29 protein-coding genes and 1 other RNA gene are annotated in these 25,015 nt (G+C 54.1%); 2 read left to right on the top strand and 28 right to left on the bottom strand.

Features of this window, described 5'->3' with window-relative positions:
* From fabF to rpoE, 27 genes are all read right to left on the bottom strand, one after another.
* Window positions 1-1,242 (bottom strand): beta-ketoacyl-ACP synthase II, encoded by a 1,242-nt coding sequence (fabF, locus tag H7F11_RS12535; RefSeq protein ID WP_193651264.1) that lies wholly within the window; start codon window positions 1,240-1,242, stop codon window positions 1-3.
* Window positions 1,243-1,280: 38 nt separating this feature from the next.
* Window positions 1,281-1,529 (bottom strand): acyl carrier protein, encoded by a 249-nt coding sequence (acpP, locus tag H7F11_RS12530; protein WP_193651263.1) that lies wholly within the window; start codon window positions 1,527-1,529, stop codon window positions 1,281-1,283.
* An 84-nt stretch (window positions 1,530-1,613) separates the two neighbouring features.
* Window positions 1,614-2,363 (bottom strand): 3-oxoacyl-ACP reductase FabG, encoded by a 750-nt coding sequence (gene fabG, locus H7F11_RS12525; RefSeq protein ID WP_193651262.1) that lies wholly within the window; start codon window positions 2,361-2,363, stop codon window positions 1,614-1,616.
* A complete protein-coding gene (fabD, locus tag H7F11_RS12520; protein ID WP_193651261.1) occupies window positions 2,363-3,298 on the bottom strand; it encodes an ACP S-malonyltransferase in 936 nt (311 codons plus the stop codon). The genes fabG and fabD overlap by 1 nt, the downstream gene beginning before the upstream one ends.
* 54 nt (window positions 3,299-3,352) lie before the next feature.
* Window positions 3,353-4,297: a beta-ketoacyl-ACP synthase III gene (locus tag H7F11_RS12515; protein WP_319803369.1), complete on the bottom strand. Its 945-nt coding sequence runs from the start codon at window positions 4,295-4,297 to the stop codon at window positions 3,353-3,355.
* Complete coding sequence (gene plsX / locus H7F11_RS12510) at window positions 4,294-5,319, bottom strand: phosphate acyltransferase PlsX (protein WP_193651260.1); 1,026 nt, start codon at window positions 5,317-5,319, stop codon at window positions 4,294-4,296. Before plsX ends, H7F11_RS12515 begins: the two co-directional genes overlap by 4 nt.
* A gap of 37 nt (window positions 5,320-5,356) precedes the next feature.
* Window positions 5,357-5,542 (bottom strand): 50S ribosomal protein L32, encoded by a 186-nt coding sequence (rpmF, locus tag H7F11_RS12505; protein WP_193651259.1) that lies wholly within the window; start codon window positions 5,540-5,542, stop codon window positions 5,357-5,359.
* A gap of 14 nt (window positions 5,543-5,556) precedes the next feature.
* Window positions 5,557-6,018 carry a YceD family protein gene (locus H7F11_RS12500; RefSeq protein WP_193651258.1) on the bottom strand — a complete coding sequence of 154 codons (462 nt, stop codon included), beginning with the start codon at window positions 6,016-6,018 and terminating at the stop codon, window positions 5,557-5,559.
* An 88-nt stretch (window positions 6,019-6,106) separates the two neighbouring features.
* Complete coding sequence (locus H7F11_RS12495) at window positions 6,107-6,349, bottom strand: hypothetical protein (protein ID WP_227485475.1); 243 nt, start codon at window positions 6,347-6,349, stop codon at window positions 6,107-6,109.
* A gap of 326 nt (window positions 6,350-6,675) precedes the next feature.
* Entirely contained in the window at window positions 6,676-7,179 is a 504-nt protein-coding gene (locus H7F11_RS12490) for a GNAT family N-acetyltransferase (RefSeq protein ID WP_193651257.1), read from the bottom strand.
* Window positions 7,176-7,454 (bottom strand): DUF1778 domain-containing protein, encoded by a 279-nt coding sequence (locus H7F11_RS12485; RefSeq protein WP_193651256.1) that lies wholly within the window; start codon window positions 7,452-7,454, stop codon window positions 7,176-7,178. The genes H7F11_RS12490 and H7F11_RS12485 overlap by 4 nt, the downstream gene beginning before the upstream one ends.
* Before the next feature lie 186 nt (window positions 7,455-7,640).
* Window positions 7,641-8,004, bottom strand: a transfer-messenger RNA (tmRNA) gene (gene ssrA / locus H7F11_RS12480).
* A gap of 128 nt (window positions 8,005-8,132) precedes the next feature.
* Window positions 8,133-8,975 carry an Hsp33 family molecular chaperone HslO gene (locus H7F11_RS12475; protein WP_193651255.1) on the bottom strand — a complete coding sequence of 281 codons (843 nt, stop codon included), beginning with the start codon at window positions 8,973-8,975 and terminating at the stop codon, window positions 8,133-8,135.
* On the bottom strand, window positions 8,968-9,753 hold the full coding sequence (locus H7F11_RS12470) for an ATP-binding protein (RefSeq protein WP_193651254.1): 786 nt from the start codon (window positions 9,751-9,753) through the stop codon (window positions 8,968-8,970). The genes H7F11_RS12475 and H7F11_RS12470 overlap by 8 nt, the downstream gene beginning before the upstream one ends.
* Complete coding sequence (gene rfaE1 / locus H7F11_RS12465) at window positions 9,750-10,691, bottom strand: D-glycero-beta-D-manno-heptose-7-phosphate kinase (protein WP_193651253.1); 942 nt, start codon at window positions 10,689-10,691, stop codon at window positions 9,750-9,752. The genes H7F11_RS12470 and rfaE1 overlap by 4 nt, the downstream gene beginning before the upstream one ends.
* A 1-nt stretch (window position 10,692) precedes the next feature.
* Entirely contained in the window at window positions 10,693-12,015 is a 1,323-nt protein-coding gene (locus H7F11_RS12460) for a UDP-glucose dehydrogenase family protein (protein WP_193651252.1), read from the bottom strand.
* A 3-nt stretch (window positions 12,016-12,018) separates the two neighbouring features.
* Window positions 12,019-12,408, bottom strand: coding sequence for a holo-ACP synthase (acpS, locus tag H7F11_RS12455; protein WP_193651251.1), 390 nt, complete (start codon window positions 12,406-12,408; stop codon window positions 12,019-12,021).
* On the bottom strand, window positions 12,405-13,130 hold the full coding sequence (gene pdxJ / locus H7F11_RS12450) for a pyridoxine 5'-phosphate synthase (RefSeq protein WP_193651250.1): 726 nt from the start codon (window positions 13,128-13,130) through the stop codon (window positions 12,405-12,407). Before pdxJ ends, acpS begins: the two co-directional genes overlap by 4 nt.
* A 19-nt stretch (window positions 13,131-13,149) precedes the next feature.
* Complete coding sequence (gene recO, locus H7F11_RS12445) at window positions 13,150-13,890, bottom strand: DNA repair protein RecO (RefSeq protein WP_193651249.1); 741 nt, start codon at window positions 13,888-13,890, stop codon at window positions 13,150-13,152.
* Window positions 13,880-14,794, bottom strand: a complete 915-nt coding sequence (era, locus tag H7F11_RS12440) for a GTPase Era (protein WP_024893895.1) — start codon at window positions 14,792-14,794, stop codon at window positions 13,880-13,882. Before era ends, recO begins: the two co-directional genes overlap by 11 nt.
* Window positions 14,787-15,467, bottom strand: a complete 681-nt coding sequence (rnc, locus tag H7F11_RS12435) for a ribonuclease III (RefSeq protein ID WP_193651248.1) — start codon at window positions 15,465-15,467, stop codon at window positions 14,787-14,789. The genes era and rnc overlap by 8 nt, the downstream gene beginning before the upstream one ends.
* 327 nt (window positions 15,468-15,794) lie before the next feature.
* Window positions 15,795-16,211 (bottom strand): DUF4845 domain-containing protein, encoded by a 417-nt coding sequence (locus H7F11_RS12430; protein ID WP_193651247.1) that lies wholly within the window; start codon window positions 16,209-16,211, stop codon window positions 15,795-15,797.
* A gap of 85 nt (window positions 16,212-16,296) precedes the next feature.
* Entirely contained in the window at window positions 16,297-17,088 is a 792-nt protein-coding gene (lepB, locus tag H7F11_RS12425; protein ID WP_193651246.1) for a signal peptidase I, read from the bottom strand.
* A gap of 19 nt (window positions 17,089-17,107) precedes the next feature.
* Window positions 17,108-18,910, bottom strand: a complete 1,803-nt coding sequence (lepA, locus tag H7F11_RS12420; protein ID WP_193651245.1) for a translation elongation factor 4 — start codon at window positions 18,908-18,910, stop codon at window positions 17,108-17,110.
* Window positions 18,911-19,013: 103 nt separating this feature from the next.
* Window positions 19,014-20,462: a DegQ family serine endoprotease gene (locus H7F11_RS12415; RefSeq protein ID WP_193651277.1), complete on the bottom strand. Its 1,449-nt coding sequence runs from the start codon at window positions 20,460-20,462 to the stop codon at window positions 19,014-19,016.
* Window positions 20,463-20,592: 130 nt separating this feature from the next.
* Window positions 20,593-21,255 (bottom strand): sigma-E factor negative regulatory protein, encoded by a 663-nt coding sequence (locus H7F11_RS12410; RefSeq protein WP_193651244.1) that lies wholly within the window; start codon window positions 21,253-21,255, stop codon window positions 20,593-20,595.
* Window positions 21,252-21,878: an RNA polymerase sigma factor RpoE gene (gene rpoE / locus H7F11_RS12405; RefSeq protein ID WP_193651243.1), complete on the bottom strand. Its 627-nt coding sequence runs from the start codon at window positions 21,876-21,878 to the stop codon at window positions 21,252-21,254. The genes H7F11_RS12410 and rpoE overlap by 4 nt, the downstream gene beginning before the upstream one ends.
* A gap of 157 nt (window positions 21,879-22,035) precedes the next feature.
* On the opposite strand from rpoE, the gene nadB reads away from it, so the two are divergent.
* Window positions 22,036-23,616 (top strand): L-aspartate oxidase, encoded by a 1,581-nt coding sequence (gene nadB, locus H7F11_RS12400; RefSeq protein WP_413773197.1) that lies wholly within the window; start codon window positions 22,036-22,038, stop codon window positions 23,614-23,616.
* Here nadB and H7F11_RS12395 read toward each other — a convergent pair.
* On the bottom strand, window positions 23,531-24,061 hold the full coding sequence (locus H7F11_RS12395; RefSeq protein ID WP_193651241.1) for a hypothetical protein: 531 nt from the start codon (window positions 24,059-24,061) through the stop codon (window positions 23,531-23,533). The genes nadB and H7F11_RS12395 overlap by 86 nt on opposite strands.
* On the opposite strand from H7F11_RS12395, the gene H7F11_RS12390 reads away from it, so the two are divergent.
* Window positions 24,045-25,013, top strand: a complete 969-nt coding sequence (locus H7F11_RS12390; RefSeq protein WP_193651240.1) for a YgfZ/GcvT domain-containing protein — start codon at window positions 24,045-24,047, stop codon at window positions 25,011-25,013. The genes H7F11_RS12395 and H7F11_RS12390 overlap by 17 nt on opposite strands.
* Window positions 25,014-25,015 lie beyond the last annotated feature (2 nt).

The following is a 25,015-nucleotide window of genomic DNA, read 5'->3' as shown; positions in this document are numbered from 1 at the left end:
TTAGTCGCTATGGCGGCGAAATACGAGGGTGCTGTTGGTACCACCAAAACCGAAAGAATTGCTCAAAGCGACATCTACGCTTTGCTGGCGGGCTTGCAAGGGGACATAGTCCAGATCGCAGCCTTCATCCGCTGTATCCAGATTGATGGTCGGCGGCAATATGCCATGATGCAGGGCAAGCGTGGTAAATACGGCCTCCACCCCTCCCGCTGCACCCAGCAAATGGCCGGTCATGGATTTGGTGGAACTCATGGCTAAAGATCGCGCATGCTCTCCAAATACGGCATGCACAGCTTCAGTCTCGGCACGATCGCCCAAAGGGGTGGAAGTGCCGTGGGCATTGATATAGTCCACCTGTTCCGGCTGGAGACCGGCATTATGTAATGCCAGACGCATACATCGGGCTGCACCCTCCCCCCCTGCGGCGGGCTGCGTCATGTGATAAGCATCAGAACTCATGCCATAACCGACCAGTTCCCCATAAATACGGGCACCACGACGCATGGCAAACTCATATTCTTCAAGGATAAGAACACCAGCACCTTCACCCAGCACAAAACCGTCATGATCCTTGTCCCATGGACGGCTGGCCTTTTCAGGTACATCGTTGCGGGTGGAGAGTGCCCGGGCTGCCGAGAAGCCACCCAAACCCAGAGGGCTGATTGCCGCTTCTGCCCCTCCGGCAATCATGACGTCGGCATCTCCGTATTCGATGAGTCGGGCAGCGTCGCCGATGGAATGGGTACCCGTAGAACAGGCCGTAGCCATGGCAATGTTCGGGCCTTTGGCTCCGTACATGATGGAAATGTGGCCTGCCACCATGTTGACAATACAACGCGGAATAAAAAACGGAGAAATACGTCTGGGACCGCTTTCCGTGACGACAGTATGTTCGGATTCAATGCCGGGCAAGCCACCGATACCGCTGCCTATGGATACACCCACCCGCTCGGCAAAGTCTGAACTGATTTTCAGGCCGGAATCTGCAATGGCTTCCATCGCTGCCGCAATGCCGTAATGAATGAACAAATCCATTTTTTTGGCATCTTTGCCGGGAATGTATTGGGTGACATCAAAACCGCGTACTTCTCCGGCGATTTGCGAACTGTAAGGGGCAGGATCAAAACGTGTGACGCGACCAATACCACTACGTCCCTGCACAATGGCATCCCAAGCCGCAGATATACCGATCCCCACAGGGGAAACTATACCCAGCCCTGTAATGACAACGCGTCTTTTCAACGGTCGGTTCTCCTCATGTTCCTGAAAAAGGCGATGTCTCAGGCATCCTTGGCGGGCATGTGTGCGGATACATAATCAATAGCCTGCTGCACGGTAGCAATTTTTTCAGCTTCTTCATCAGGAATTTCACAGTCGAATTCTTCTTCAAGAGCCATGACCAGTTCCACGGTGTCCAGAGAATCGGCGCCCAGGTCATCCACAAAGGAAGCCTCATTGGTCACTTCATCTTCATTGACGCCCAACTGCTCGACTACTACTTTCTTTACACGTTCTGCCACATTTTCCATTTGGGAGAAACTCCTTTGCTGGTTAAAAATTATTGTCGGCGAGATTGGACCACAGGGGTGCAGTCCTGTAAAGCCAACGTTACCCTACCCCATCCACATGCCACCATTGACATGAAGAATTTGTCCGGTGATATAACCGGCCTGCGGGCTGGACAGATAAGCCACAACACCCGCCACATCGGCGACAGTACCCAGGCGACCCGCAGGAATTTGCTGTAAAAGCGCTTCCTTATGAGACTCACCTAAGCCTTCGGTCATATCGGTACTGATAAAACCAGGAGCCACACAATTGACCGTCACCTGACGGCCAGCCACTTCTCTGGCCAGGGCGCGGGTAAAACCTGCTACACCCGCCTTGGCCGCCGCGTAATTACTTTGACCCGCATTACCCATGCTGCCAACCACCGAGGTAATATTGATTATACGGCCAAAACGCGCCTTTAGCATATCGCGCAGACAAATTTTGCTGAGGCGATAAACGGCGCGCAAATTGGTCGCCATCACCGCATCCCAGTCTTCATCTTTCATGCGCAACAGTAACTGGTCCCGAGTGATTCCTGCATTGTTTACCAGTATGCTGGGCGCAGCATATTCGCTTTGAATTTTTTTCAGGCAGACATCCATCGCCGCATCATCCGTGACATCCAGAACAACCCCGTGTCCTTGGATGCCGCTGGCCTGAAAATTTGCAGAAATGGCCTCAGCCCCCTTGCTGGTGGTCGCTGTAGCAATGACCATGGCGCCTTCTTCGCCGAGCACCCGGGCTACTTCCTGACCAATACCGCGACTGCCTCCGGTAACCAGCGCGACCTGATTTTCCAGTGTGCTTCCCATCAAACCAGCTCCAGAGCAGCCTTGAGGCTTTTACCATCTTCTACATGCAGCATGGTCAAAGAAGGTTCAATCCGTTTGCCAAGGCCGGATAAAACCCGCCCAGGTCCCATTTCCACAAAGGTCAGGGCACCCTGGCGGGCCAGATAACGAATGGTCTCGGTCCAGCGTACCGGACTGTATAATTGCTTGGCCAGAACGGCACGAATGCTTTCCGGCGTGCTATGACTCAACACGTCAGCATTGTGGATGAGCATGGCCTTCGGGGCGCGGAAAGCGACCGACTCCAGCACTGTGGCAAATTGTTGGGCGGCCTCAGTCATCAAACTGCAGTGACTGGGGACACTGACCGGCAGCATAACGACCCGTTTGGCTCCGGCAGCCCGGGCCGATTCAACCAGTCTTTCCACTGCGGCGGTTTCGCCAGCCACCACTACCTGTCCAGGCGCGTTAAAGTTCGCGGCAGAGAGGACATTATCCTGAGCTTCCTGGGCACAGAGCCGCTTGAGATCGTCATCCGCCAGACCAATGACCGCTGCCATGGCACCGGAACCTTCCGGCACGGCCGCCTGCATCAAACGGCCACGTTCGGCCACCAGGCGAACCGCATCGGCATAATCCAGAGCGTCGGCGACTATCAGCGCCGTATATTCACCCAGGGAATGCCCGGCGACAAAATCGGGATAAGCACCGCCCTCTTCCTCCCATACCCGGTACACCGCATATCCGGCAGCCAGCATCAGGGGCTGGGTCCAGCGGGTCTGGTTGAGTTTTTCGACAGGGCCATTCTGACTGAGAGACCAGAGATCTTCTCCCAATACGTCAGTGGCTTCTGCAAAAACCTCCTGGACCAGAGGATGGGTAGACGCCAGATCGGCAAGCATTTGAACAGACTGGGAACCCTGACCGGGAAACACAAAGGCGATAGAGCCGTGCAATCGAACCTCCTCCAAAAGCAAACTGTCAGTTGATGCCCGTGGGCAACATAAACTTCAAGCCCAACGCAACAACGCCGAACCCCAGGTAAAACCACCGCCGAAGGCTTCCAGCAGAAGATTTTGCCCGGCCTTGAAGCATCCCCGCCTGGCTGCATCATCCAGTGCCAAAGGCACCGATGCTGCAGAAGTATTACCATGATGTTCCACCGTCGTCACTACCCGATCCATGGGCAGCTTCAATTTATCGGCCGTAGCCTGGATGATGCGGATATTGGCCTGATGGGGTACCAACCAGTCAATATCCTCTGGACCCATTTGGTTTTCTGCCAGAGTTTCCTGAACAATTTCTCCCAGCGTGCGCACGGCCATACGGAAAACGGCATTACCCTGCATGGTCAATTGCTCGCGACCTTCTGGAACCTGCAGCAATTCAGCATAGGATCCATCGGCATGAATATGCGAAGAAATAATGCCGGGTGTCGAATCTGCACGTAAGACCACCGCGCCAGCCCCATCTCCAAACAAAATGCAGGTCGAACGATCGGCCCAGTCGACAATGCGGGACATGCTTTCCACCCCGACTACCAGGGCCGTTTTAACTGTACCACTGCGAATAAATTGATCAGCTGTAGCCAGAGCATAAATGAAACCGGTACATACTGCCTGCACGTCAAAGGCCGGCGCGCCGCGATTACCCAGTCGGGCTTGCAACAGACAGGCCGTACTGGGAAAAATCTGATCGGGCGTGGTAGTGGCGACCAGAATGAGATCCAGGTCTTCTGCCTGAATATTTGCATCCCGTAAGGCTTGCCGGGCGGCGTGCTCGGCCATGTCAACGGTTTTTTCGTTTTCTGCAGCAATATGCCGCGAACGAATACCGGTACGCTCAAAAATCCAGGCATCACTGGTGTCTACCATCTGTTCGAGATCGGCATTATGCATGACGCGCTCGGGCAGATATCCGCCAGTAGCGGCAATACGACTATAAATGGGATTCACGCGCTGTTTCGCACCACAGGGTTGAGGTTTTCCTGAATGACTTCAGCAATATGCAGGGTCAGACGGTGCCTGGCTTCGGCAATTCCGACTTCCACCGCCCGCGCAAATGCGTAGCGATCGGCATTACCATGACTTTTAATGACAATCCCATTCAGGCCCAGCAAGGTAGCCCCATTATACTGCCGGGAATCCAGACGCTTTCTTAATCGCTGCAAGATGGGCCGATTGACCAGATAAGCCAGTTTTCCATAAATTCCTTGCGTATAACTGGCGCGCAATTCGTGACTGATCATGCTGGCCAGTCCTTCTGAAGTTTTCAGTGCGACATTCCCCACAAAACCATCACAAACGACCACATCAGCAATGCCGCGATAAATGTCCGAACCTTCGACATTACCAATGAAGTTGAGCCGTGCCGCACGCAGCAGCAGAGAAGCTTCCTTGACCTGCTCATTACCCTTGATTTCTTCAGACCCGATATTGAGCAGGCCGACACGTGGCTTGGCTACGCCCATCACCCGTTCGGCGAGAATCGAGCCCATGACCGCGAACTGGAGCAGATGTTCTGGATGGCAATCCACATTGGCACCTAAATCCAGGGCCAAAAAACGCCCTGTAGTAGTCGGTAGGAAGGCGGCAATCGCCGGACGATCTATACCCGGAATAGTCCGCAAAAATACTTTACCCATAGCCATCAAGGCACCAGTGTTACCCGCACTGACCACCGCATCTGCGTGCCCGTCGCGAACCAGGGCAATGGCTATATGCATGGATGAGTCGCGCTTACCCCGCAATGCCTGGGAAGGTGCCTCATCCATACCTATCACCTGACTGGCATGGTGGATTTTCACCTGCTCCGAATCCTGAAGATGCATGCGTTGCAATTCATTTTTCAGGATAGGACTGTCCCCGACCAGATGAAAAGTGACATCGGGGTAATTCTGCACAAGATCCTTGATGGCAGGAATTACCGTCGATGGGCCACTGTCTCCGCTCATCGCATCGACCGCTATATGCGGCATGAGAACGACCTCGCGTTGTGCCGGTTCAGCAAGTCACTCAGGCTTCCACAGACTTCTTGACCATTTCACGGCCCTTGTAGAATCCGCACTCGGGGCAAACGTGATGAGGCAACTTGGCAGCGCCACAATTCGCACAGACCGAGCGGTTGACGGTTGTCAGAAAATCATGGGCACGACGCATATTACGACGTGAATGGGAGGTTTTACTTTGTGGTACGGCCATGTCTCAAATCTCCATTAATCAACAATAATAAGTGCTTCCAGTCCGGATACCGGACAAATGCCAGATTGCCACTCCGCACAACGCGGAATCATGGGCAAAGCCAGCAGAACCTCGTCTTCCAACCACGCCTGCAGTGCCACAACACCCTTATCGGCCAACACGATGTCCAGATCAGGATCCAACGTACTGACCATCTCTTCGGTTTCAGCCAGACCGCTATGCACGGGTACCTTTAAGGACAAAGGCATGTTTCCCAGACAACGCTCACAGCGAATTTGTCCAGAAACCTCTATATATCCGTCTGCCAACACGACTGAACCACTTCGCTGCAAATCCATATCTGCCTGCACCGATTCCAGCTCTGCCATCGCCGCCGCCAGACGGCTCCATGCAGCAAGATCAACCGGACCTTCCAGGCGATCGCCGGGGCCGGTCACTTTGGCAAGATGCAGACTGTTGGTTTTAGCGGAAAACATAAGCGCGGCATGTTAGCGATGACTGCGGATTAAGTAAAGTATTTCATGAGATGAAGGTCAACCACTCCGTCTTGAATCTGCATATCATTCAGCGCGGATTTAATGACAATTTCAAGATGTGGGAGCTCGACGTGCCATTGAGGGGCAGACCAATGCGGGCACCATCGAAAACCACTGGCAATTTGTCCTGGGCACCGGCCAAGGAAAGCCGCAATCCGTCTTTGCCTGCGAGCATAGGTCGACGCGACAATTCATCCAGGATGACCACGACTCCCATCAACCAGCGCCAACGTGCCGACACGATCTGCGAAAAGCCAGACTTCCAGCTCATGTGCCATGACCGTCATCCTCCCGTTGATCGTCGGACGCAACTGATGGCAATCCGCTCAAATGGATTTCACCGCCCAGGGTATCAATGACCCGCAGCACGTTTTCCAGCCGCAAGGTGGGCTTGCCTGCTTCAAGCTCGACAACAAAGCGCTATCGATTTCCCGATCGGGAATGTTTAGTGTGGTTAGGGCATGATTCGGTCTGCTATTTCCTGATCGGGAAAGGCGAGACGGTCGTCAAGAATGCCCTCTTGATACGGCATTGGGGACGCCGTTGTTGTGGGACGAGCAGCGGGCGCGGATTGGGTTTTGAGGTGGTGACACCGCCTCAGCGCAACAAACTCTTGAGATCCTTGAGCATCAGGAACAAGTGATACGGATCGGTCGGGCTGGGCTCGAATTCCCAGGATTCGTACCACTGCCGCGCCGCATCGTCCTTGGCATGGACCAGCACGCAGCGAATGCCGGCTATGTCGGCAGCCTGTGCGGTGCGCAGCAGCGCATCCTTGAGCAAGGCCTGGCCCAGTCCCTTGCGCTGATGCTCCTTGTCCACGGCGAGCCGGGCCAGGATCATGACCGGCACCGGGTGACGCGCCAGCCCCTTCATCACTCTTGACGGAGCGGCTTGAGGATCGACGCTGCCGACGGCGAGGCTGTAGTAGCCGACCACCACGTCACCCTGGCAGCAGACGTAGGTCTGCGCGCTGTTGGCATTCTGGTTTACGAGTGCGTAGCGCTGCAGGAACTGGTTCAGCGCGGCTTGGCCGCAGTCGAAGGCGTCGACCTGATCCGTTGCTGCAAGCTTGCGAACAGGCGAGTAGCCGCCGCTCAACCAAGCACTCCGGGCTCAAGCAGCAATTTTTTCAGGCGCGGCTTACTTTGCACCGGACGGTCCAGCGCTTCCTGAAATGCTTGCCACTGCGCGTCGTCCAACACGAACTGACGACGATCCGCCAGCGTCTGTGCGGCCGCCGTCACACCCGCATCAAGAAGGAACTCGCTTACGTTCTTGTGGCAGGCGCGAGCGGCCTCCTGCAACAGTTGCTTGACCGGCGTGCTTGCACGAACGTCAATACGCTCGGTCTTGGGAAGATTCAGAGTGCTCATGGTGCCCCTCCTGACTGATCTTGAATGCCCTCATTGTAGTTGTCCTGACATCGTCCTGACAAGATATTCCTCACACTGGCCCTCACCAACTACCGATGGAATACTGTTAACCGAGAGCCAAAAGTAAGACGCAGCCAAGCTGTAAAAAATAAAGCCCCTTAAAATCTGGGGCTTACTTAACGTCATTGGTGGAGGCGGCGGGAATTGAACCCGCGTCCGCAGTACCTAGACCACCGGATCTACATGCGTAGTTTGTCTATTGGCTTTAACCGCGCCACCCTCCGACAAACAGGATGATGCTACGGCGATTCTGCTTTAGTTTAGGATCGGTTCCACAGACTAGAACAGACCCGATTCCGTGTTTTATGACCCTCCGCGCGTCTTTCGACTCCGGATCCACGAACAAATCCGGGCAGAGGGCTCACTGCTTAAGCAGCGAGGGCGTAATTGCTGTCGTTGGCAATTATGAATCTGCGACCAGTTTTAAGAGCAAACCGCAGCTCTGCATGCACCGAAGGCTTCGCGACCTGCGTCGAAGCCGGTCGCCCCCTATACCCTCTGTTAGACTGGATATGACAGACAAAGTTTCTGTCAGTCAGTCGTCACTGAGGATTGGCAATCATAACGTAGAAGCAGCCAGAGCACCAATCAGGAAATTCTCCTCAGGGGACACAAAAATCAGTGCAGAGGATGTTCCGGCGCAAACATCAAGGCCACGTCTTCTTCACCAAAGCGGTACACTTCCTGACAATATTCGCAGGTCACCACTATCTCTCCCTCACTTTGAAGAGTCTCTTCCGCTTCTGTTTGCCCCAACGAAATCAGCATGCGTTCCACTTTTTCGGGGGAACAGGAACAGGAGAAAAACAGGGCTTGTGGTGTATGCAGTCGAACCGCCGAATCGGGGAAAATTTCCGGCAGGAACTGTTCCGGTTTTGCCTGCAGCAGTGACTGATCTGAGCCAATGGCGATGAATTGGGTCGCCAGTTCCCAGTCTTCCGCAGCCAGCACGCCAGGCAGACGTTGCAGAAAATAGCCGCCCGCCTGCTGCCGTTGTGGATCAGCGACCAGGCGAAAATACGCGGGGGACTGCACGGATTCAGCAAAATAGGCATTCAGGGAAAGGGTGAGACTTTCGCGCAGCTCAACCAGCCCCTGATAACGATCCCGATCCATGCCCATATCCACGGTAATAGCCAGCAGGGCGTCGGGCAAATGTGACAAGTCCACCGAGACACCCTCCTCCCAGTTACCATAGGCACGCATACCTCCGGCAGCCGTCATTTCCGCAACCAGAAGTTTCAGCGGGCCTTTGCTTTGCGCCTGAATAATCAGACGTTCATAATTTTTCTGGGTGGTGGCCAATAAGGCCAGACCTACCAACGCTTCGCCCAATAGTTGGGCCATGTCATCCTGTCCCTTGAAGTCCCGTAACACCCGGGCATAAACCCCGTCAAGGCGGCAACGCGCGCCGCGTAATGGTAGGGTTTCCCAGTAAAAAACTTGTGAAAAATCAGTCATGCTCATCCTCAAAATGCAAATCTTCCAGACCCGTTCCCATCAGCGGCTGCAAGGCGCGCTGAAGCTGCCTGAACAGGCGCGGATCATGGGCTTCCTGTTGCGCCAGCAGTTCTTTCATGTGTTGACGTTCTGTGGGTTTGCCAAAACAGGCCGGACAGTTCTCATAAATGACAGGTAATTTTTGTTCTTCAGCATGCTGGCGCATCTGCCGTTCGCGACAATACACCAGCGGACGAATAACCCGTAAATCCCCTTCCCTGACGCGATAATGGGCTTTCATGGTCCGCATTTCGCCATTATAGAACATGGACATGAAAAAGCTTTCGGCAAAATCATCGAGATGCTGCCCCAAAGCGAGAACATTGTAACCTTCGCGGCGGGCGCAGCGATAAAGAACTCCCCGGCGCATGCGCGCACAAAAGCTGCAGTAGGAGGGGCGCAACAGATGCTTTTTGGCCCGCTCGTAAATATCCTGTCGCTCCAGAAAATAAGGAATATCGAGAGATTCCATGTAAGGCAGCAGTACTTGCGGATCGTAGTCGGGACTCATGGGGTCAACAGTCGCCACCCCCAGCTCAAAGGGCACCGAAAATTGCCGCTGCATGGCACGGAGCATGTGCAGCAACGTGAGCGAATCCTTACCCCCAGAAAGCGCCAAAAGTATGCGGTCACCGGGCTGGATCATGCGAAAATCAGCTACCGCACGACCAATGCGCCGCTGCAGCAATTTGGGTACGGGCAGACGTGGCAAGCCTGAAGAATCGGGGTCTTGCTTCATTCGCCGCCCTGGGCAGCCAGTTCTTCGCAACTGACAACGGCCGCCCCCAGCTTGCCGACCACAATACCTGCCGCCCGGTTAGCCAGTTCTACCGACTGATCCATGGGCCATCCGGCGGCCAGGGCCGTCGCCAGGGTGGCAATGACCGTATCCCCGGCACCGGTCACATCAAACACTTCACGCGCCCGGGCGGGATGATGATGAATGGCATTTTCGGTGAACAGGGTCATCCCCTCCTCGCCGCGTGTGACCAGAAGTGCTTCCAGCCGCAATTTCTGGCGCCATTCCCGGCCCAGCGCCAGAAATTGTTCTTCACTCGTCCAGGTCCCTGCCACTGCCTGAAATTCACTCAGGTTGGGCGTAATAATGGTGGCTCCGGCATAAGGACGGTAATCCCGTCCTTTGGGATCAATCAGCACCGGCAGGCCTGCAGCCCGCCCGGACGCAATCAGGGATTCGACCGCCTGCAAGGCCCCTTTTCCATAATCGGAAAGCAGCAAGGCACCCGCACCCATCAATATTTCATGGGCCATGGCGCGCATATTTTCCCCATGCTCGGAGCTGGGCTGTGACTCAAAATCCATGCGCAGCAACTGCTGTTGATGGCCAATGACCCGCAATTTCACCGTAGTCGGGTAACTGGCATCTGCGATCAGTCGGGTTTTGACACCCGCCTGCTCAAGAAGGCGGGTCAGCTGAGCCCCCGCAGCATCCTCGCCGACTGGTGCCAGCAAATGCGCCTCAGCTCCCAGGGAAAGCACATTCAGCGCAACGTTGGCAGCCCCGCCCGGACGCTCTTCTTCACGACGAACCTGTACTACGGGCACCGGCGCTTCCGGCGAAATACGATCGACCTTGCCAAACCAGTAACGATCCAGCATCACGTCGCCAATGATGGCGACCCGGGCCTGAGCGAGATTATCCAGTGCATTTAACATATCAAGGCCGTCCAATGGCAGAATAGACGAAACCCTCTGCCCGCAGTACCGTCGGTTCATAAATATTGCGGCCGTCGACAATGACCGCCTGACGGAGAAGCCGACGCATTTCAGCAAAATCCGGACTGCGAAACTCCTGCCATTCCGTACATATAACCAGGGCATCCGCGCCCTCGCAGGCCGCATAAGGATCGACGCAAAGGGTCAGTGCTGACTCCCCGGCGTACACCCGCCCAACCTCATCCATGGCTACAGGATCATAGGCCTGCACTGTGCCACCTCTTTTCAGGATACCCGCAATCAGTACCCGGCTGGGGGCTTCGCGCAAATCGTCGGTATTGGGTTTGAAGGCCAGGCCCCATATGGCAATTTTTTTTCCTTTCAGGTCTTCGCCGAGGACGGCTACCAGTTTTTTTTCCAGAATCTGTTTCTGGCGATTATTGACGGCTTCTACTGCCGTAAGCAGCGGGGCGTCAAAATCATGTTGCCTGGCGCTGTACTCCAGGGCGCGTACATCCTTGGGAAAACAGGATCCCCCATAACCACAGCCTGGATAAATAAACGAATAACCAATGCGGGGGTCCGCACCAATGCCCCGACGTACCTGTTCAATATCCGCACCCACACATTCGGCCAGCCCAGCCAGTTCGTTCATCAACGAAATTTTGGTGGCCAACATGACATTGGCAGCATATTTGGTCAGTTCGGCGGAAGGTGGATCCATGATGATGAGGCGGTCATGATTACGGTTAAAGGGTGCATAGAGCGCGCGCATTTTTTCGGCAGCAACGGGATCATCGGTACCCACCACAATCCGGTCTGGTTTCATGAAATCCGCTACCGCCGCACCTTCTTTCAAAAACTCCGGGTTGGAGACCACCACGAAAGGGATATCCACCCCGCGCTTTGTCAGGACGGCCGCAATATGATCCTGTACTTTGCGCGCGGTTCCCACCGGAACCGTGGATTTGTTGATGACAATCACCGGATTTTGCAGATGCTGACCAATTTCACCCGCAACAGCCAGAACATGACGCAGGTCCGCAGAGCCGTCTTCTTCGGGTGGGGTGCCTACCGCAATGAATACAAAGTTGCCATGCGCAACACCCGCAGCAATATCCGTCGTAAACTGCAGTCTTCCACTTTTGACCCCATCCTGCACAATGCCCGGCAAGTCGGGTTCGTATATGGGGACTTCAGCCTGACGCAAACGCGCTACCTTATCCGCATCGATATCCACACAAAGCACCTGATTACCGACCTGGGCAAGGCAGGCTCCAGTGACCAGACCCACATATCCGGTTCCGACAACCGTTACTTTCATGCGTTAGGCTCCCAATTCCAGAATGACCACCGCAGTGGCATAACGCCGTTCATCACTGATGGAAAGCCAGGTACGCACCTCCCTTCCCCATTGCGCCAGCAATTCTCCGGATTTCCCCTGCATCAGCAATTGCGGCCGGCCGGCAGCGTCGTGGGTAACCTGTACGTCCGACCAGCGCATACCTTCACCCAGACCGCTTCCCAGCGCCTTATAGGCCGCTTCCTTTGCGGCAAACCGACGTGCCAGAAAAGCCGCAGCAGCAGCCGCTTCATCAGGCAGATCAGCACGCTCCAGAGGGCCCAGAATGCGTTCATTCAGACGCAGACCATAGCGGGCGTGCAAACGGGCCATGCGGTCCACAGCCACAATATCTGTACCCATTCCGACAATCATCCACGGGCCTCAAGCATCAATCGCTTCATTTCCGTCACAGCGGCACCAAGACCGCTAAATACTGCATGGGAAACAATGGCATGACCAATATTCAACTCACGAATACCCGGAATGGCAGCAATCGCCTGGACATTATGGTAATCCAGCCCATGCCCGGCATTCACCTGCAGCCCCAGGCTTTCTGCAAAATTGACCGCACTGCCAATCAAACCCAGTTCTTCAAGACGTTTTGCCGTATCGGGCGCATTGGCATAGCGACCAGTGTGCAATTCCACCACCGGAGCACCCGTTTCTGCCGCTGCTTCCAGCTGAAAAGGGTCCGGATCAACAAACAAAGACACTCTCACCCCGGCCTGGGCCAGACGCTGGCAGGCTTCCCTGATGCGTGGCATTTGTCCGGCAACATCCAGTCCGCCTTCGGTGCTGAGTTCGGCACGCCGTTCCGGGACCAGACAGCAATCACTGGGAGACAGTCGCTCGGCAATGCGCATTACCCCTTCTTCTACTGCCATTTCCAGATTGAGGCGGGTCTGCAGGATCTGGCAGAGAATCTCGATGTCCCGTTCCTGAATATGGCGACGATCTTCGCGCAGGTGCGCAGTAATGGCATCGGCTCCGGCGCGTTCTGCGACAAAGGCCGCTTCGATCGGGTCGGGATATCGGGTGCCCCGCGCCTGGCGCAGGGTGGCCACATGATCAATATTAACACCCAAGGCAATCATGGATGATGCTCCTCATGGTTCAGGTTGATGCGCTACGCTTATGGCGTTGCAAGTATGCCGCAAGGAGGCGCCGACTCTCCAGTGCCTTGCTGCCGAGATGGACCTGCAGTTCACGTTCCAGGTAATTTCTCAAGTGCGCATTATAGCCGGAAGCTGGCGCGCTGTTCATCGGGCCATCAAGCCATTGCAAGGCTTCTGCAGGAATGCTTACAGACCCTTGTTCTGGTGTATGACGGGGACAAAATACCCCGGTCTGGGTCAGGTAAGACCATTTGGTGTCGGGTGTCAGGGTGATACCACATTGTCCACAATGGCTCAGATCTGCAGCCCAGCCCAAAGCTTCGAGCAGATGCCGTTCGTAGCGCCGCAGATTCCAGGCGATTGCTGCGACATCGTTGAAGCCCTCGATAGTGGTTTCGTACTGATCAAAAAACTCGGGAAATGGATCAGCGCGCTGGGTGAGCCGCAACAGTAACTCGTTCATGTAAAACAAGCTCAGGTTTTGCAGGGTATTCAGGGGATGTACGGCAGCCAGTTCTTCGGCCTGGACCAATAAGGGCAGATCCCCTTTCCCCTGCCAGCGAATCCACAGCGGTCGCCCCGCCTCAATTCTGGCAAGTGGCGAGCGGGGACGTCGTGCGCCCTTGGCCAGCAGCCCCAGACGTCCCTGTTTCCGGCTGAAAAACTCTACCACCAGACTCGAATCTCCATAAGCATAGCGGTGCAATACCCAGGCCCGATCACCGGACTCAGTCGTCATACCCCAGCTCGCGCAAAATATGGGGATCGTCCGTCCATTGCTCTTTTTGTTTGACCCAAAGGCCCAGCCAGACACGTTCTTCGGTCAACTGCTGCAATGCTTCCCGGGCACGACTACCAATAACCCGCAAGCGACTGCCACCCTCACCAAGAATGATGGCTTTTTGACCTGAGCGCCGACAGTAAATGGTCGCCTCAATACGCTGTTGTCCGTTTTCAACCTGATAACTATCAATGGCAACAGCCGTGTCGTAAGGTAATTCTGCGCCTAACTGCCGGAAAATCTGTTCACGAATAATTTCCGCTGCCATGAAACGCATATTCCGATCCGTGACCTGATCTTCAGGAAACACCGCTTCCGAAAGGGGTAATAACGGAATCAGTACATCAGCCAATCGTTCCACATCCCCGGTTTTACGCGCTGACAGAGGAATGACTGCGGCGAAATCAGCGCGTTCGGACAAACTCTGCAAGTAAGGAAACAGACGCTCTTTGGTCTTGATTTTGTCTATTTTATTGACCACAGCCAGTATCGGAATGCCACTACGCTGCAACCAGCGCAGGGCTTCTCCATCATCAGCTGTCCAGGCTAGGGCCTCCACCACCAATACACCCAGATCTGCCGACTCCAAGGCGCCTCGCGTTGCTCTTAGCAGGTGCCTGTTCAGGCTACGGTAACCACTATGAACACCCGGGGTATCCAAAAACAGGGCCTGACCATCAGATCGGGTTAAAATGCCCAGAATCTGATCACGGGTAGTTTGTGGACGGGGGGCCGTAATACTGATTTTTTGCCCCACCAGATGATTGAGCAGGGTAGATTTCCCCACATTGGGGCGGCCCAGCAGGGCTACATAACCACTCCGGTAGGTTTCGACGCGGTCCTGATCGGTATTTTCAGCCACGCGGCGTGTTCTGCAGTTGCGTAAGCATCAATGTAGCCGCCTGCTGCTCGGCTTTGCGCCGACTGCCATCTTCTGCTTCCGTGGGCTCAATTCCGGGAACACTACAGCGCGCCACAAATCGTCTTTCGTGGGCCTGCCCTTTTTCTTCAATGAGCGTATAAATCGGCAGGGGTCGCCCTCGACCCTGCAAAAATTCCTGCAAACGGGTTTTGGGGTCACGCAATTCAGCATCACCCAACTGATCGGTAATACGCGGTTCCAGCAACTTGAGGACAATGCCTTCAGCCGCACTGAAGCCTCCATCCAGAAAGGCCGCACCAATAACGGCTTCCAGGGCGTCGGCGCGAATGGAATCGCGCCGCGCGCCACCACTGCGCACTTCGCCCGGACCCAAAATCAGATAATCCGCCAAGGCAATTTCACCGGCAATTTCAGCCAGCGTTTCTTCGCGCACCAGCCGTGCGCGCATACGGGATAAATCGCCCTCGCTCACCTTGGGGAAACGACCAAACAGTCGGGCCGCCACCACAAAATTAAGGGCAGCATCACCCAGAAATTCCAGTCGTTCATTATGTGCAGATCCAGCACTACGATGCGTCAATGCCTGGGTGAGCAAACCCATTTCGGCAAAGCGGTATCCCAGCGTTTTTTGCAGTGTATCCAGCGAACCCATAACCCCATTCTCAGTGATTTTGAAACAAAAAACAGCGCCATCATACACGGAAAGAACAGGTCGCGAATACTCCGAAAAAACTTCAGTCGCTGGTGAAGTGCTGAGCTGATCCTGAATATTCCTGAAAGCGGTCGTGGTCCGGGAAGCTTTGCAGCGACTTTTCTTCTGAGCCGTTGTTGTTCCTGGCGAAATCCTGCGCCCGTCAGGAGAGCTGTTTGAGCCCGCAGGGCGAGTTCTCTCCTGACAGCAGGATGCGCCTTGGAACAACAGGCATGGAACAATGGAGCAAAAAGCTTCCCGGCCCACGACCGCTTTCAGACGAACACTTCAGTGACCGCCCTTTGCCTGAAAATGCAGAAGCAGGCTCATATTTCCTGCCAAAGGCACTATTTTGTCGTAGGTAACGGTAATCAGAACCGGTCCAGAACCCGCTTTTTCAATAATGATGTCTTTTTGTGGAATGTGGATCATGGCGACACCCAGCCTGCCATTCAGATTATACAGTATTTGTCCGGCGGATTCTTCGGGTCCAGCCTGTTGCGCCTGTTGCTTGACGATGTTTTGTAAGGACCAGTAATCATAGTAGCTGGGCATCACTTTCACGACAAAAGCAATGGCCAGTACCAGCATCAAAATCCAGAAAATCACCCCGATAAGACCGATGCCAGCCTCCGGGGATGGTAACTCAGCAGTGTTTTGGGGCAGACTGCCGAGCTTGCGGACAAATGGATTATAAACTTGCATTGAGGGAATCTCCCAAAACTCTGGATGGACTTATGCCCGCCATTTAGACGCCAACGATGCTTTATGCAAGTGTATTCAACAAGAATTAATGCTGACCATCCAGCGAACGGCCAATCTGCTTCCAACGAATAGACCAGTCTTCTGCATCCCAGGAAAACCACACAAACATGGCTTTACCCACAATATTGCGCTCTGGCACTACACCCCAGAAACGACTGTCATTACTGTTGTCACGGTCATCTCCCATCATGAAATAGGAATGGGGGGGGACTTTATAGGGTCCAAAATTCATCTGGGCTTCAGGCGTATCAAACTCAATAATGTGAAAATGGTGGCCACCCAATTCCTGGGCATATTCTTTGGTGGGAATGACCATGCCCTCGGCACCCTGTCCTTCTGGACGGTAATTAAAATTCCCGATAAATTTTTGCGGGACCAGTTTGCCGTTGATGTAGAGGTCATTACCCTTCACTTCGATCGTATCACCAGGAAGACCGATGACCCGTTTGATATAGTCAATGCGGGGGTTTTTGGGATAACGAAACACCATAATATCACCGGCTTCTACCGGGCTGCCCCGGGTTAAGGGGGTATGAATGAGGGGGAGTCGCAAACCCCACTGAAATTTGTTGACCAGAACAAAGTCACCGACCCGAAGGGTTGGAATCATCGAGCCCGATGGGATCTGGAACGGTTCAAACAGAAAGGAACGAATTAAAAAGACAACGAGAAGCACCGGAAAAAAACTGCGCGCATATTCTACAATGAGAGACTCACGGGTTTCCTTGTCGCGCCTGCGCCGCAGAAAAACAATATCTACCAGCCAGATCAGACCAGATAACAGCACCGCCAGAAACAAACCCAAAGTAAAATCCATTGACGTTTTTCCTTCCTTTTTAGCGTTTATCGCTCTTGAGTACCGCCAGAAAAGCTTCTTGCGGAATTTCCACGTGTCCAACCTGTTTCATACGCTTTTTGCCCTCTTTCTGCTTCTCCAGCAATTTTCGTTTGCGGGAAATATCTCCACCATAGCATTTGGCAAGGACGTTTTTACGCATTGCCTTGACGGATTCACGGGCAATAATTCGGGCACCAATCGCCGCTTGTATGGCCACTTCGAACATTTGTCGGGGAATAAGTTCACGTAAACGGGTAACCAGCTCACGCCCGCGACGCTCGGAAACATCGCGATGGACAATCCAGGACAGGGCGTCCAGCTTTTCGCCATTAATCAAAATATCCATTTTAACCAGTGGGCCGCTTTCAAAACGGGCAAACTCGTAATCCATGGACGCGTAACCGCGACTGACTGATTTCAAACGATCAAAAAAGTCCAGGACCACCTCATTATGGGGTAAGTCATAACGCAACATCACCTGCCCCCCCGTAAACTGCATATTTTTCTGCTGGCCACGCCGTTCTTCGCACAAGGCAATCACCGGACCCAGATAGGTTTCCGGCACCAGAATATTGGCGCTGATGACCGGCTCCTGAAAATCGGCGATTTTCTGGACGGGGGGCAATTCTGCGGGATTGGAGATTTTCAGAGTCTGCCCATCGGTGGTAATCACCTGATAAACCACGGTGGGTGCGGTACTGATGAGTTCGAGCTGATATTCCCGTTCCAGGCGTTCCTGAACAATTTCCATATGGAGTAAGCCGAGAAACCCACAACGGAAGCCAAAGCCCAAAGCCTGCGAAGTTTCGGGTTCAAATTGCAGGGCCGCATCATTCAGACGCAATTTCTGCAAAGCTTCACGAAAATCCTCATAATCGGATGAATCAACTGGATACAAGCCGGTAAACACTTGCGGTTGCACCTCGCGAAATCCCGGCAAGGCCTGAGACGCTGGCCGATCCTGTTCAGTCAGGGTATCGCCTACCCGCGCGCCTTCAATACTTTTGACTCCGGCGATAACAAACCCCACGGCCCCTGTTTCCAGTGCCGGCACGATGAGCGACTTTGGAGTAAAAACCCCAACCTTTTCAACCACATAATTTTTCTGGCCAACCATGGTCACAATCCGCTGACCGGGCCGGATGGATCCGTTCATGACCCGCACCAGCACCACGGTACCCAGATAATTGTCAAACCAGGAGTCGATGATGAGCGCCTGCAAAGGGGCGTTGGCATCGCCTTGAGGAGCCGGAATCCGTTCAACCACTTTTTCGAGGATCTCACGAATACCGATGCCTTCCTTGGCGCTGGCCTCAATGGCGTCATCAGCGGGGAGTCCGACAATTTCCTCAATTTCCGTACGCACCCGGGCCGTATCTGCCGCTGGAAGATCAATTTTATTGAGCACCGGAACAATTTCGAGATCATGCTCCAAAGCCGTGTAGCAATTAGCCACACTTTGGGCTTCCACCCCCTGGGAGGCATCTACCACCAGCAAAGCCCCTTCACAGGCTGCCAGGGAACGGCTCACTTCATAGGAAAAATCCACATGACCTGGCGTATCAATCAAATTGAACTGATATTCCTGTCCATCTTTGGCCTTGAATTGCAGACGCACACTTTGCGCCTTGATAGTAATGCCCCGTTCTTTTTCAATATCCATGGTATCCAGTACCTGACTGGACATTTCCCGCTCGGTCAGGGCACCGCACAAGCGGATAAACTGATCAGCAAGCGTGGATTTACCGTGGTCCACATGGGCAATGATGGAAAAGTTACGAATATGTTGCTGCTCAGTCATATACCCTTAAATCCCTGACAACCTGACAGGTCTCACTGTCCTGCTCGACACCATAACAAAAAGGGCTGGTACATACACCAGCCCCGGACGATTTCTCTATGCTTCAGCGCGGAAGTGAAAGCACTATATAGAAGCTACCGTCACCACGACGCACCAATACTGGAACTGGCTGCCCGGCAGGCAGGGAAGCTACCAGCTTTTGCAATGTACTGACGTTATTGACGGGCTGTTGCGCCACCTGAAGAATGACGTCTCCCGGGCGAATGCCTGCTTCCGCCGCAACACCCGGTGCGACTCCCAAAACCAGCACGCCGGTATTGACGTTCAGTTGCTTGCGGGCTTCTGCCGTCAACGGACCCACTTCAATACTCAGCCGCTTGATTTCACCTTTCCGGGTTTGTGCATCAGGAGCAGATGCCTTCTCGGTCGCTTTGTCCATATCCCCGGGCAAACTTTCAACGACAATATTCAGGGTCATGGGCTTACCGTCCCGAATGATTCCCAGTTTTGCCTTGAATCCGGCAGGCAGGGCTCCAACCATGGGCGGCAACTGACCCGAGTTGTAGATGGCATGTCCGTCAAAGGAAACAATCACGTCACCAGGACGCAAACCCGCCTTGGCGGCCGGGCCATCGGGCACTACCTGGGATACCAGAGCCCCTATCGGTTCTTTCATGTGGAAGGATTTGGCGAGATCCATGCTGACATCCTGAATCATTACGCCCAGCCAGCCGAAATGTACCTTCTGATGCAGCTTGAGTTGTTTGACCGCGTCCATGGCCACATTGATGGGGATCGAAAAAGATAAACCCATGTAACCGCCACTGTTGGTATAAATCTGGTCATTAATCCCAATGACCTGACCGCGCATGTTAAACAACGGACCACCGGAATTACCCGGATTGATGGGCACATCGGTCTGGATGAAGGGAATATAGGGGTCATCCGGCAATGGCCGGGCAGTAGCACTGACGACTCCCTGAGTCACGCTGTTCTCAAAACCAAAGGGGGAACCTACAGCCAGTACCCACTGCCCTACTTCGAGCTTGCCGGAATCACCAATCTGAACCGTCGGCAGATTATTGGCATCAATTTTAAGCAGCGCCACATCCATACGGGTAGACAGGCCCACCAGATGGGCCGTGTACTGGTGATGATTGGTGAGACTGACGATGATTTTCTGGGCACCCTTGACCACATGGGCTGCGGTTACAATGTAACCGTCCGGGCTGACAATAAAGCCGGAACCCAGCGATTGGACCTGATATTTCTGTCCCGGGGCGGTATCACCGCCCTGATCACTACCCGGTTGACCCGGTGCGCCAAAAAAGGGGGCAAAAAACTGGTTCAGGGGCGAGTTGGGCGGGAACGGAGAACCAGCACCATGCGCCGTCTTGGTTTCTGTCGTGCTGATATTCACAACAGCCGGCCCGAATTGCTTCACGATGGGTGTAAAATCCGGAAGTGCAACCATTGGTGCTGGTCCCGCAAACGCCGCAACCGGAAGCATTCCACCCACACTCAAAGCAAATCCCACACATAGCGCCACCATTGGGCGCTGTATACGCAGCACACGATTACTCACAGTACACTCCCTCCCAACCACGATTTATCACTTATTCGAATACCCTGCTTATCATCTCGGTATCCGGGCATGTTGGCAACAATTTAACATCAATTTTTTAGGGATAGCCGCCAGCAGGATTATAATTGGAAAAATTGCTGATGCCCGTTGCCGGGCTATATACCGTATTTTGCAGTCCACCAGCGTTTGGATAATAGGCTGATTCTGAAACCGTCAGATAGTTACTACGCCCCGGAATCCAGAGCCGCTTGATATCGCGCTGGATCATCAAATCCGGACCCGATGCCTGAACATTAAAATCGGCAACGGGGCGGAGATGAAACACCTCAGGACTACTCTGGGTGCCGCTTAACAATGCCGTTCGCTGATAATGAGCGAGATTTACATGATCACCTTGTCCTTCAGTCAGCGTATTGCGTGGTAACAAGCCCACCAAGGTGACTGACACTACCAGAACGGCTGCTACTGAACCGGCTTTCATCCAGAAAGGACTTATGGCACTACGTGATCTGGCGGCACGGGGAGCCAGAATACCGGGCTCATCGGCTATTTGTGCGGCCACGCGATCGGCAAATCCGGCAGAAGCCCATTGCGTCCCGGCGCGATCGTTTTGCAGCAGAAAAGAAACCCGGTACTGGTTTTCCCAGGCATCACGAAGGCTCTGCTCACTTTGCAATCGGGCAGCCATACGATTCGCCTGCAAGGGACTCATTTCGTCTTCCATGAAGGCCATCAGCTCTTTTTTTGTTTGTTCGTTCATGACTTTTCCTGATCTAACAAAGGTGCCAAAACTTTGGCAATGGCCTCACGAGCCCTGAAAATACGGGACCTCACAGTACCCACCGGACACTCCATAACCTGCGCAATTTCGTCATAACTGAGCCCTTCAAATTCCCTCAGGGTGACTGCTGTTCGCAAATCCTCCGGCAATTCCGACAAGGCTCCATCAATATGCTCAGCCAACTCCTTACTGAGCAAAACACCTTCAGGTGTATCGTACTCTCTTAGTCCATCGGCACTGGCAAATTGTTCCGCATCTTCAGTTTCGGCATCCACAATAGCCACCTGCCGACCCTGGGCGACCAGGTGATTTTTCGCGGTATTGACGGCAATACGATATAACCAGGTATAAAACGCACTATCTCCCCGAAAATTCTTCAGTGCCCGATAGGCTTTGACAAAGGCTTCCTGGGCCACATCTTCCGCTTCTTCAGGAGTTCGCACAAAACGTCCCACCAGGGCGACCACCTTGTGCTGATATTTGCGAACCAGAAGATCAAATGCTCCTTTCTCTCCTTTTTGCACCCGCTGAACGAGGAGCAGGTCACTGGACGCACCACTTTCCAGCGCACCACTTGTGCCGCGTCCACTTGTTTTACTCATTCGGCCTTCCTTTAGGGTTCCGGTGCCGTTCTTCACCTTGTTAGCGCGTCATCGTATCATGAGCAGTGCGTTTTCTTGCAACGACTTCACACTATTTTCCACAGGACGATGAATGCCCGCTTTCGATTTTTTAATTATAGGCTCCGGCGCCGCTGGCTTGAGCACAGCATTGGGGCTTGCCCGCCTGGGTAGCGTGGGTATTCTCAGCAAGGATCTGGCGGCGGCTTCGGCCAGCGACTGGGCCCAGGGAGGAATGGCTGCCGTCATGGATTTCACCCGGGACAGCATCACCATGCATGTTGAAGACACGCTGGGTGCCGGTGCAGGCCTCTGTCACCCGGCGGCAGTGTCACGGATTATTCGTGCCGGACCAGCGGCGGCACAACAGCTGATCAATTGGGGTGTACCATTTGATCAGCAGGTGCATGGTGAATGGCATTTGACTCGCGAAGGGGGGCATCGTGTGCGCCGGGTTCTGCACCGGGCGGATACCACCGGCCATGCCATTGAAAGCACTCTTTTGACGCAGCTGCGTCAGCATCCTGAAATCAGCCTGATGGAAAATCACTTTGTCACTGATTTATGGCTACAGGACGGATCCTGTCAGGGAGCCTGGGTAATTGGAAACGGGTCCAGCTTGCCGGAATTATGGACTGCCCGCGCTGTCATACTGACCAGCGGTGGAGCGGGTCAGCTGTACCTGCATACCAGTAACCCACTGGTAGCTACAGGAGACGGATTGGCCCTGGCTTACCGGGCCGGGGCTGAAATCGCCAACCTTGAATTTATCCAGTTTCATCCAACAACCCTTTATGATCCGGATAACACACCCTTTTTACTTTCGGAAGCCTTGCGCGGTGAAGGTGCCCTGCTCCGTCTTCCCGATGGCAGGACTTTTTTGGAGCAGTACGACCCTCGTGCCGAACTGGCCCCCAGAGATATTGTGGCCCGCGCCATTGATGCCGAAATGAAAAAAAATCAACTTGCCTATGTCACTCTGGATATCAGTGCGCAGCCCGGTGAAAGGATACGTCAACATTTTCCGGCGATATACGCCCATTGTCTTGAACACGGCCACGATTTGACGCGTGAACCCATTCCGGTCGTGCCCGCCGCTCACTACACCTGTGGTGGGATTGTTGTGGATCAGTCAGGACGCAGCACGGTGCCCGGGTTATTTGCTGCCGGTGAAGTCAGCTCCACGGGCCTGCACGGTGCCAACCGCCTGGCCAGCAATTCCCTGCTGGAATGTGTGGTCGGCGCGGCAAGTATTGTCGAAGCTCTGGAAGGTTTGGCGCAACTTCCAGATAAGCCGGATGGCAACCTGCATGCCTGCCCACTTTCAACGACTCATGACCGCACTATTTACAAGGACCATATCCAGATCCTGCGCCACGACATTCAGAAACTGATGTGGCAAAGCGGCGGCATCATTCGCAACGATCGGGATATTCAACAGGCCATTGAGCGACTGGAAAGCATGCGAACCCGGATTGGCGACGTTGCGGGCATATCCAGGGCGTATCAGGAGTTGCGCAATATGCGCCAAAACGCGGAAATTCTGCTGCGTTCTGCGTTGTTTCGGCGTGAATCCCGGGGCTGTCATTATAATAGCGATCATCCTGACACCCACAACAATCCCCAGGATATGATCAGCCAGCGCGACCAGGAACAGCCTTACGCTCGGCCCATACCTGCCGCAGATGCAGACGCCACAAGCGCCAGACAGCATCCCTGACCGGGAAAACACCAACCAGCGTGTATTTTTGCTTGTGGATGCCGCGTAGCGTCAGCACGCCCAGCCGGGGATGTAGAAAGGGCCATGCCCGCAGTTGCACCTGTACCTGTTCGCCATTGCCCAACTGCAGCAAATATTGATTCTCGGGTCCCGACATCAAGGCGATCGGTAGCGCCATCCGCCTTTGTATTGACCAGGGGCAAAACCACAATGTCCAGATAATAACCAGCAATAACAGAGCCATCCCAAAACGGAAATTATCCAGCATGCTCAAAAATGCACAGAGTCCCGCCAAGCAGCAGGACAGACTGTGTAGCAGTGCCTGCTGCTGAACGCTCCCACAGGAAAGGGGAGGAAGTACTTTGTCCCCGGCAGCCATCGCGCTATCATCGGGGCCTGCTTGTAATAGCCATCGGGAGTTTTTATTCATGTCATCAGCCGCCATCCAATTTTCCCTCCTGAGTAGCGAACTGGGGCTTATTCATGCCTATGGCGCGGAGGCCGAAAAATTTCTGCAGGGCCAATTCTCCAATGATCTGCGCAGCCTGACCAGTGCCGGCCAGGGACAGTGGAGCAGTTACAGTACGGCCAAAGGGCGGATGATTGCCAATTTTTACGTGCAACGCGCCGGGGACCATATTTGGTTAAGCCTCTCCAGCAGCCTGGTAAATGTGGTTGCAGAACGCCTGCGCAAATTTCGGATGATGGCCAAGCTGGACATTGAAAATGCCGAACCCGATTACGCAATAATGGCTATTTATGGGGCCGGCGCTGGAGACCTTCTGACCAAGGCTTTGGGATGTGCAACGCCTGAACTTGAAAATGAGGGTGCCGCCCGGGATGATTGGCTCCTGACCCGCCTGCCCTGGGCAAATCTGGAAATATTTCAGCTGATCGCCCCACGCGAAAAACTGGCTGATCTGACGCATCTCCTGACCCAATCGGGTGGACTGGAAGCGCCTGTTGCTCAATGGCGTTTAGCCGCCATCCAGGCGGGAGTGGCTTACATCAGCCTGGACACCACCGAAAAAGTAATCCCTCAAGAACTGAATCTGGAGGTGTTGGGCGGCATCAATTTCAAGAAGGGTTGCTATCCGGGTCAGGAAATTGTTGCGCGTTCTCATTATCTGGGCAAACTTAAAAACCAGATGTATGGAGTCAGTGCCCATCAGCCCTTGCAGGCTGGCGACGAAATATTTGCGGAAAGTATGGGTGAACAAAGCATCGGGCTGGTCATCAATGCCGCAGAATCCGGTTCCGGTCAGCATGCGGCACTGGCGGTCCTGCGTGCCGCCAACGCAGGAGAAATGCTCAGAGTCGGAGCCTTGGACGGCGCAGAAGTACATGTGCAGAAACTGCCTTATACCCTTCCTCTGGATATGCCCAAAGAGACCTGAGC

This window comes from Acidithiobacillus sp. HP-2 (genome assembly GCF_015100155.1).
GTDB lineage: Bacteria > Pseudomonadota > Gammaproteobacteria > Acidithiobacillales > Acidithiobacillaceae > Acidithiobacillus.
This window is presented reverse-complemented; position numbering and strand designations above follow the sequence as displayed.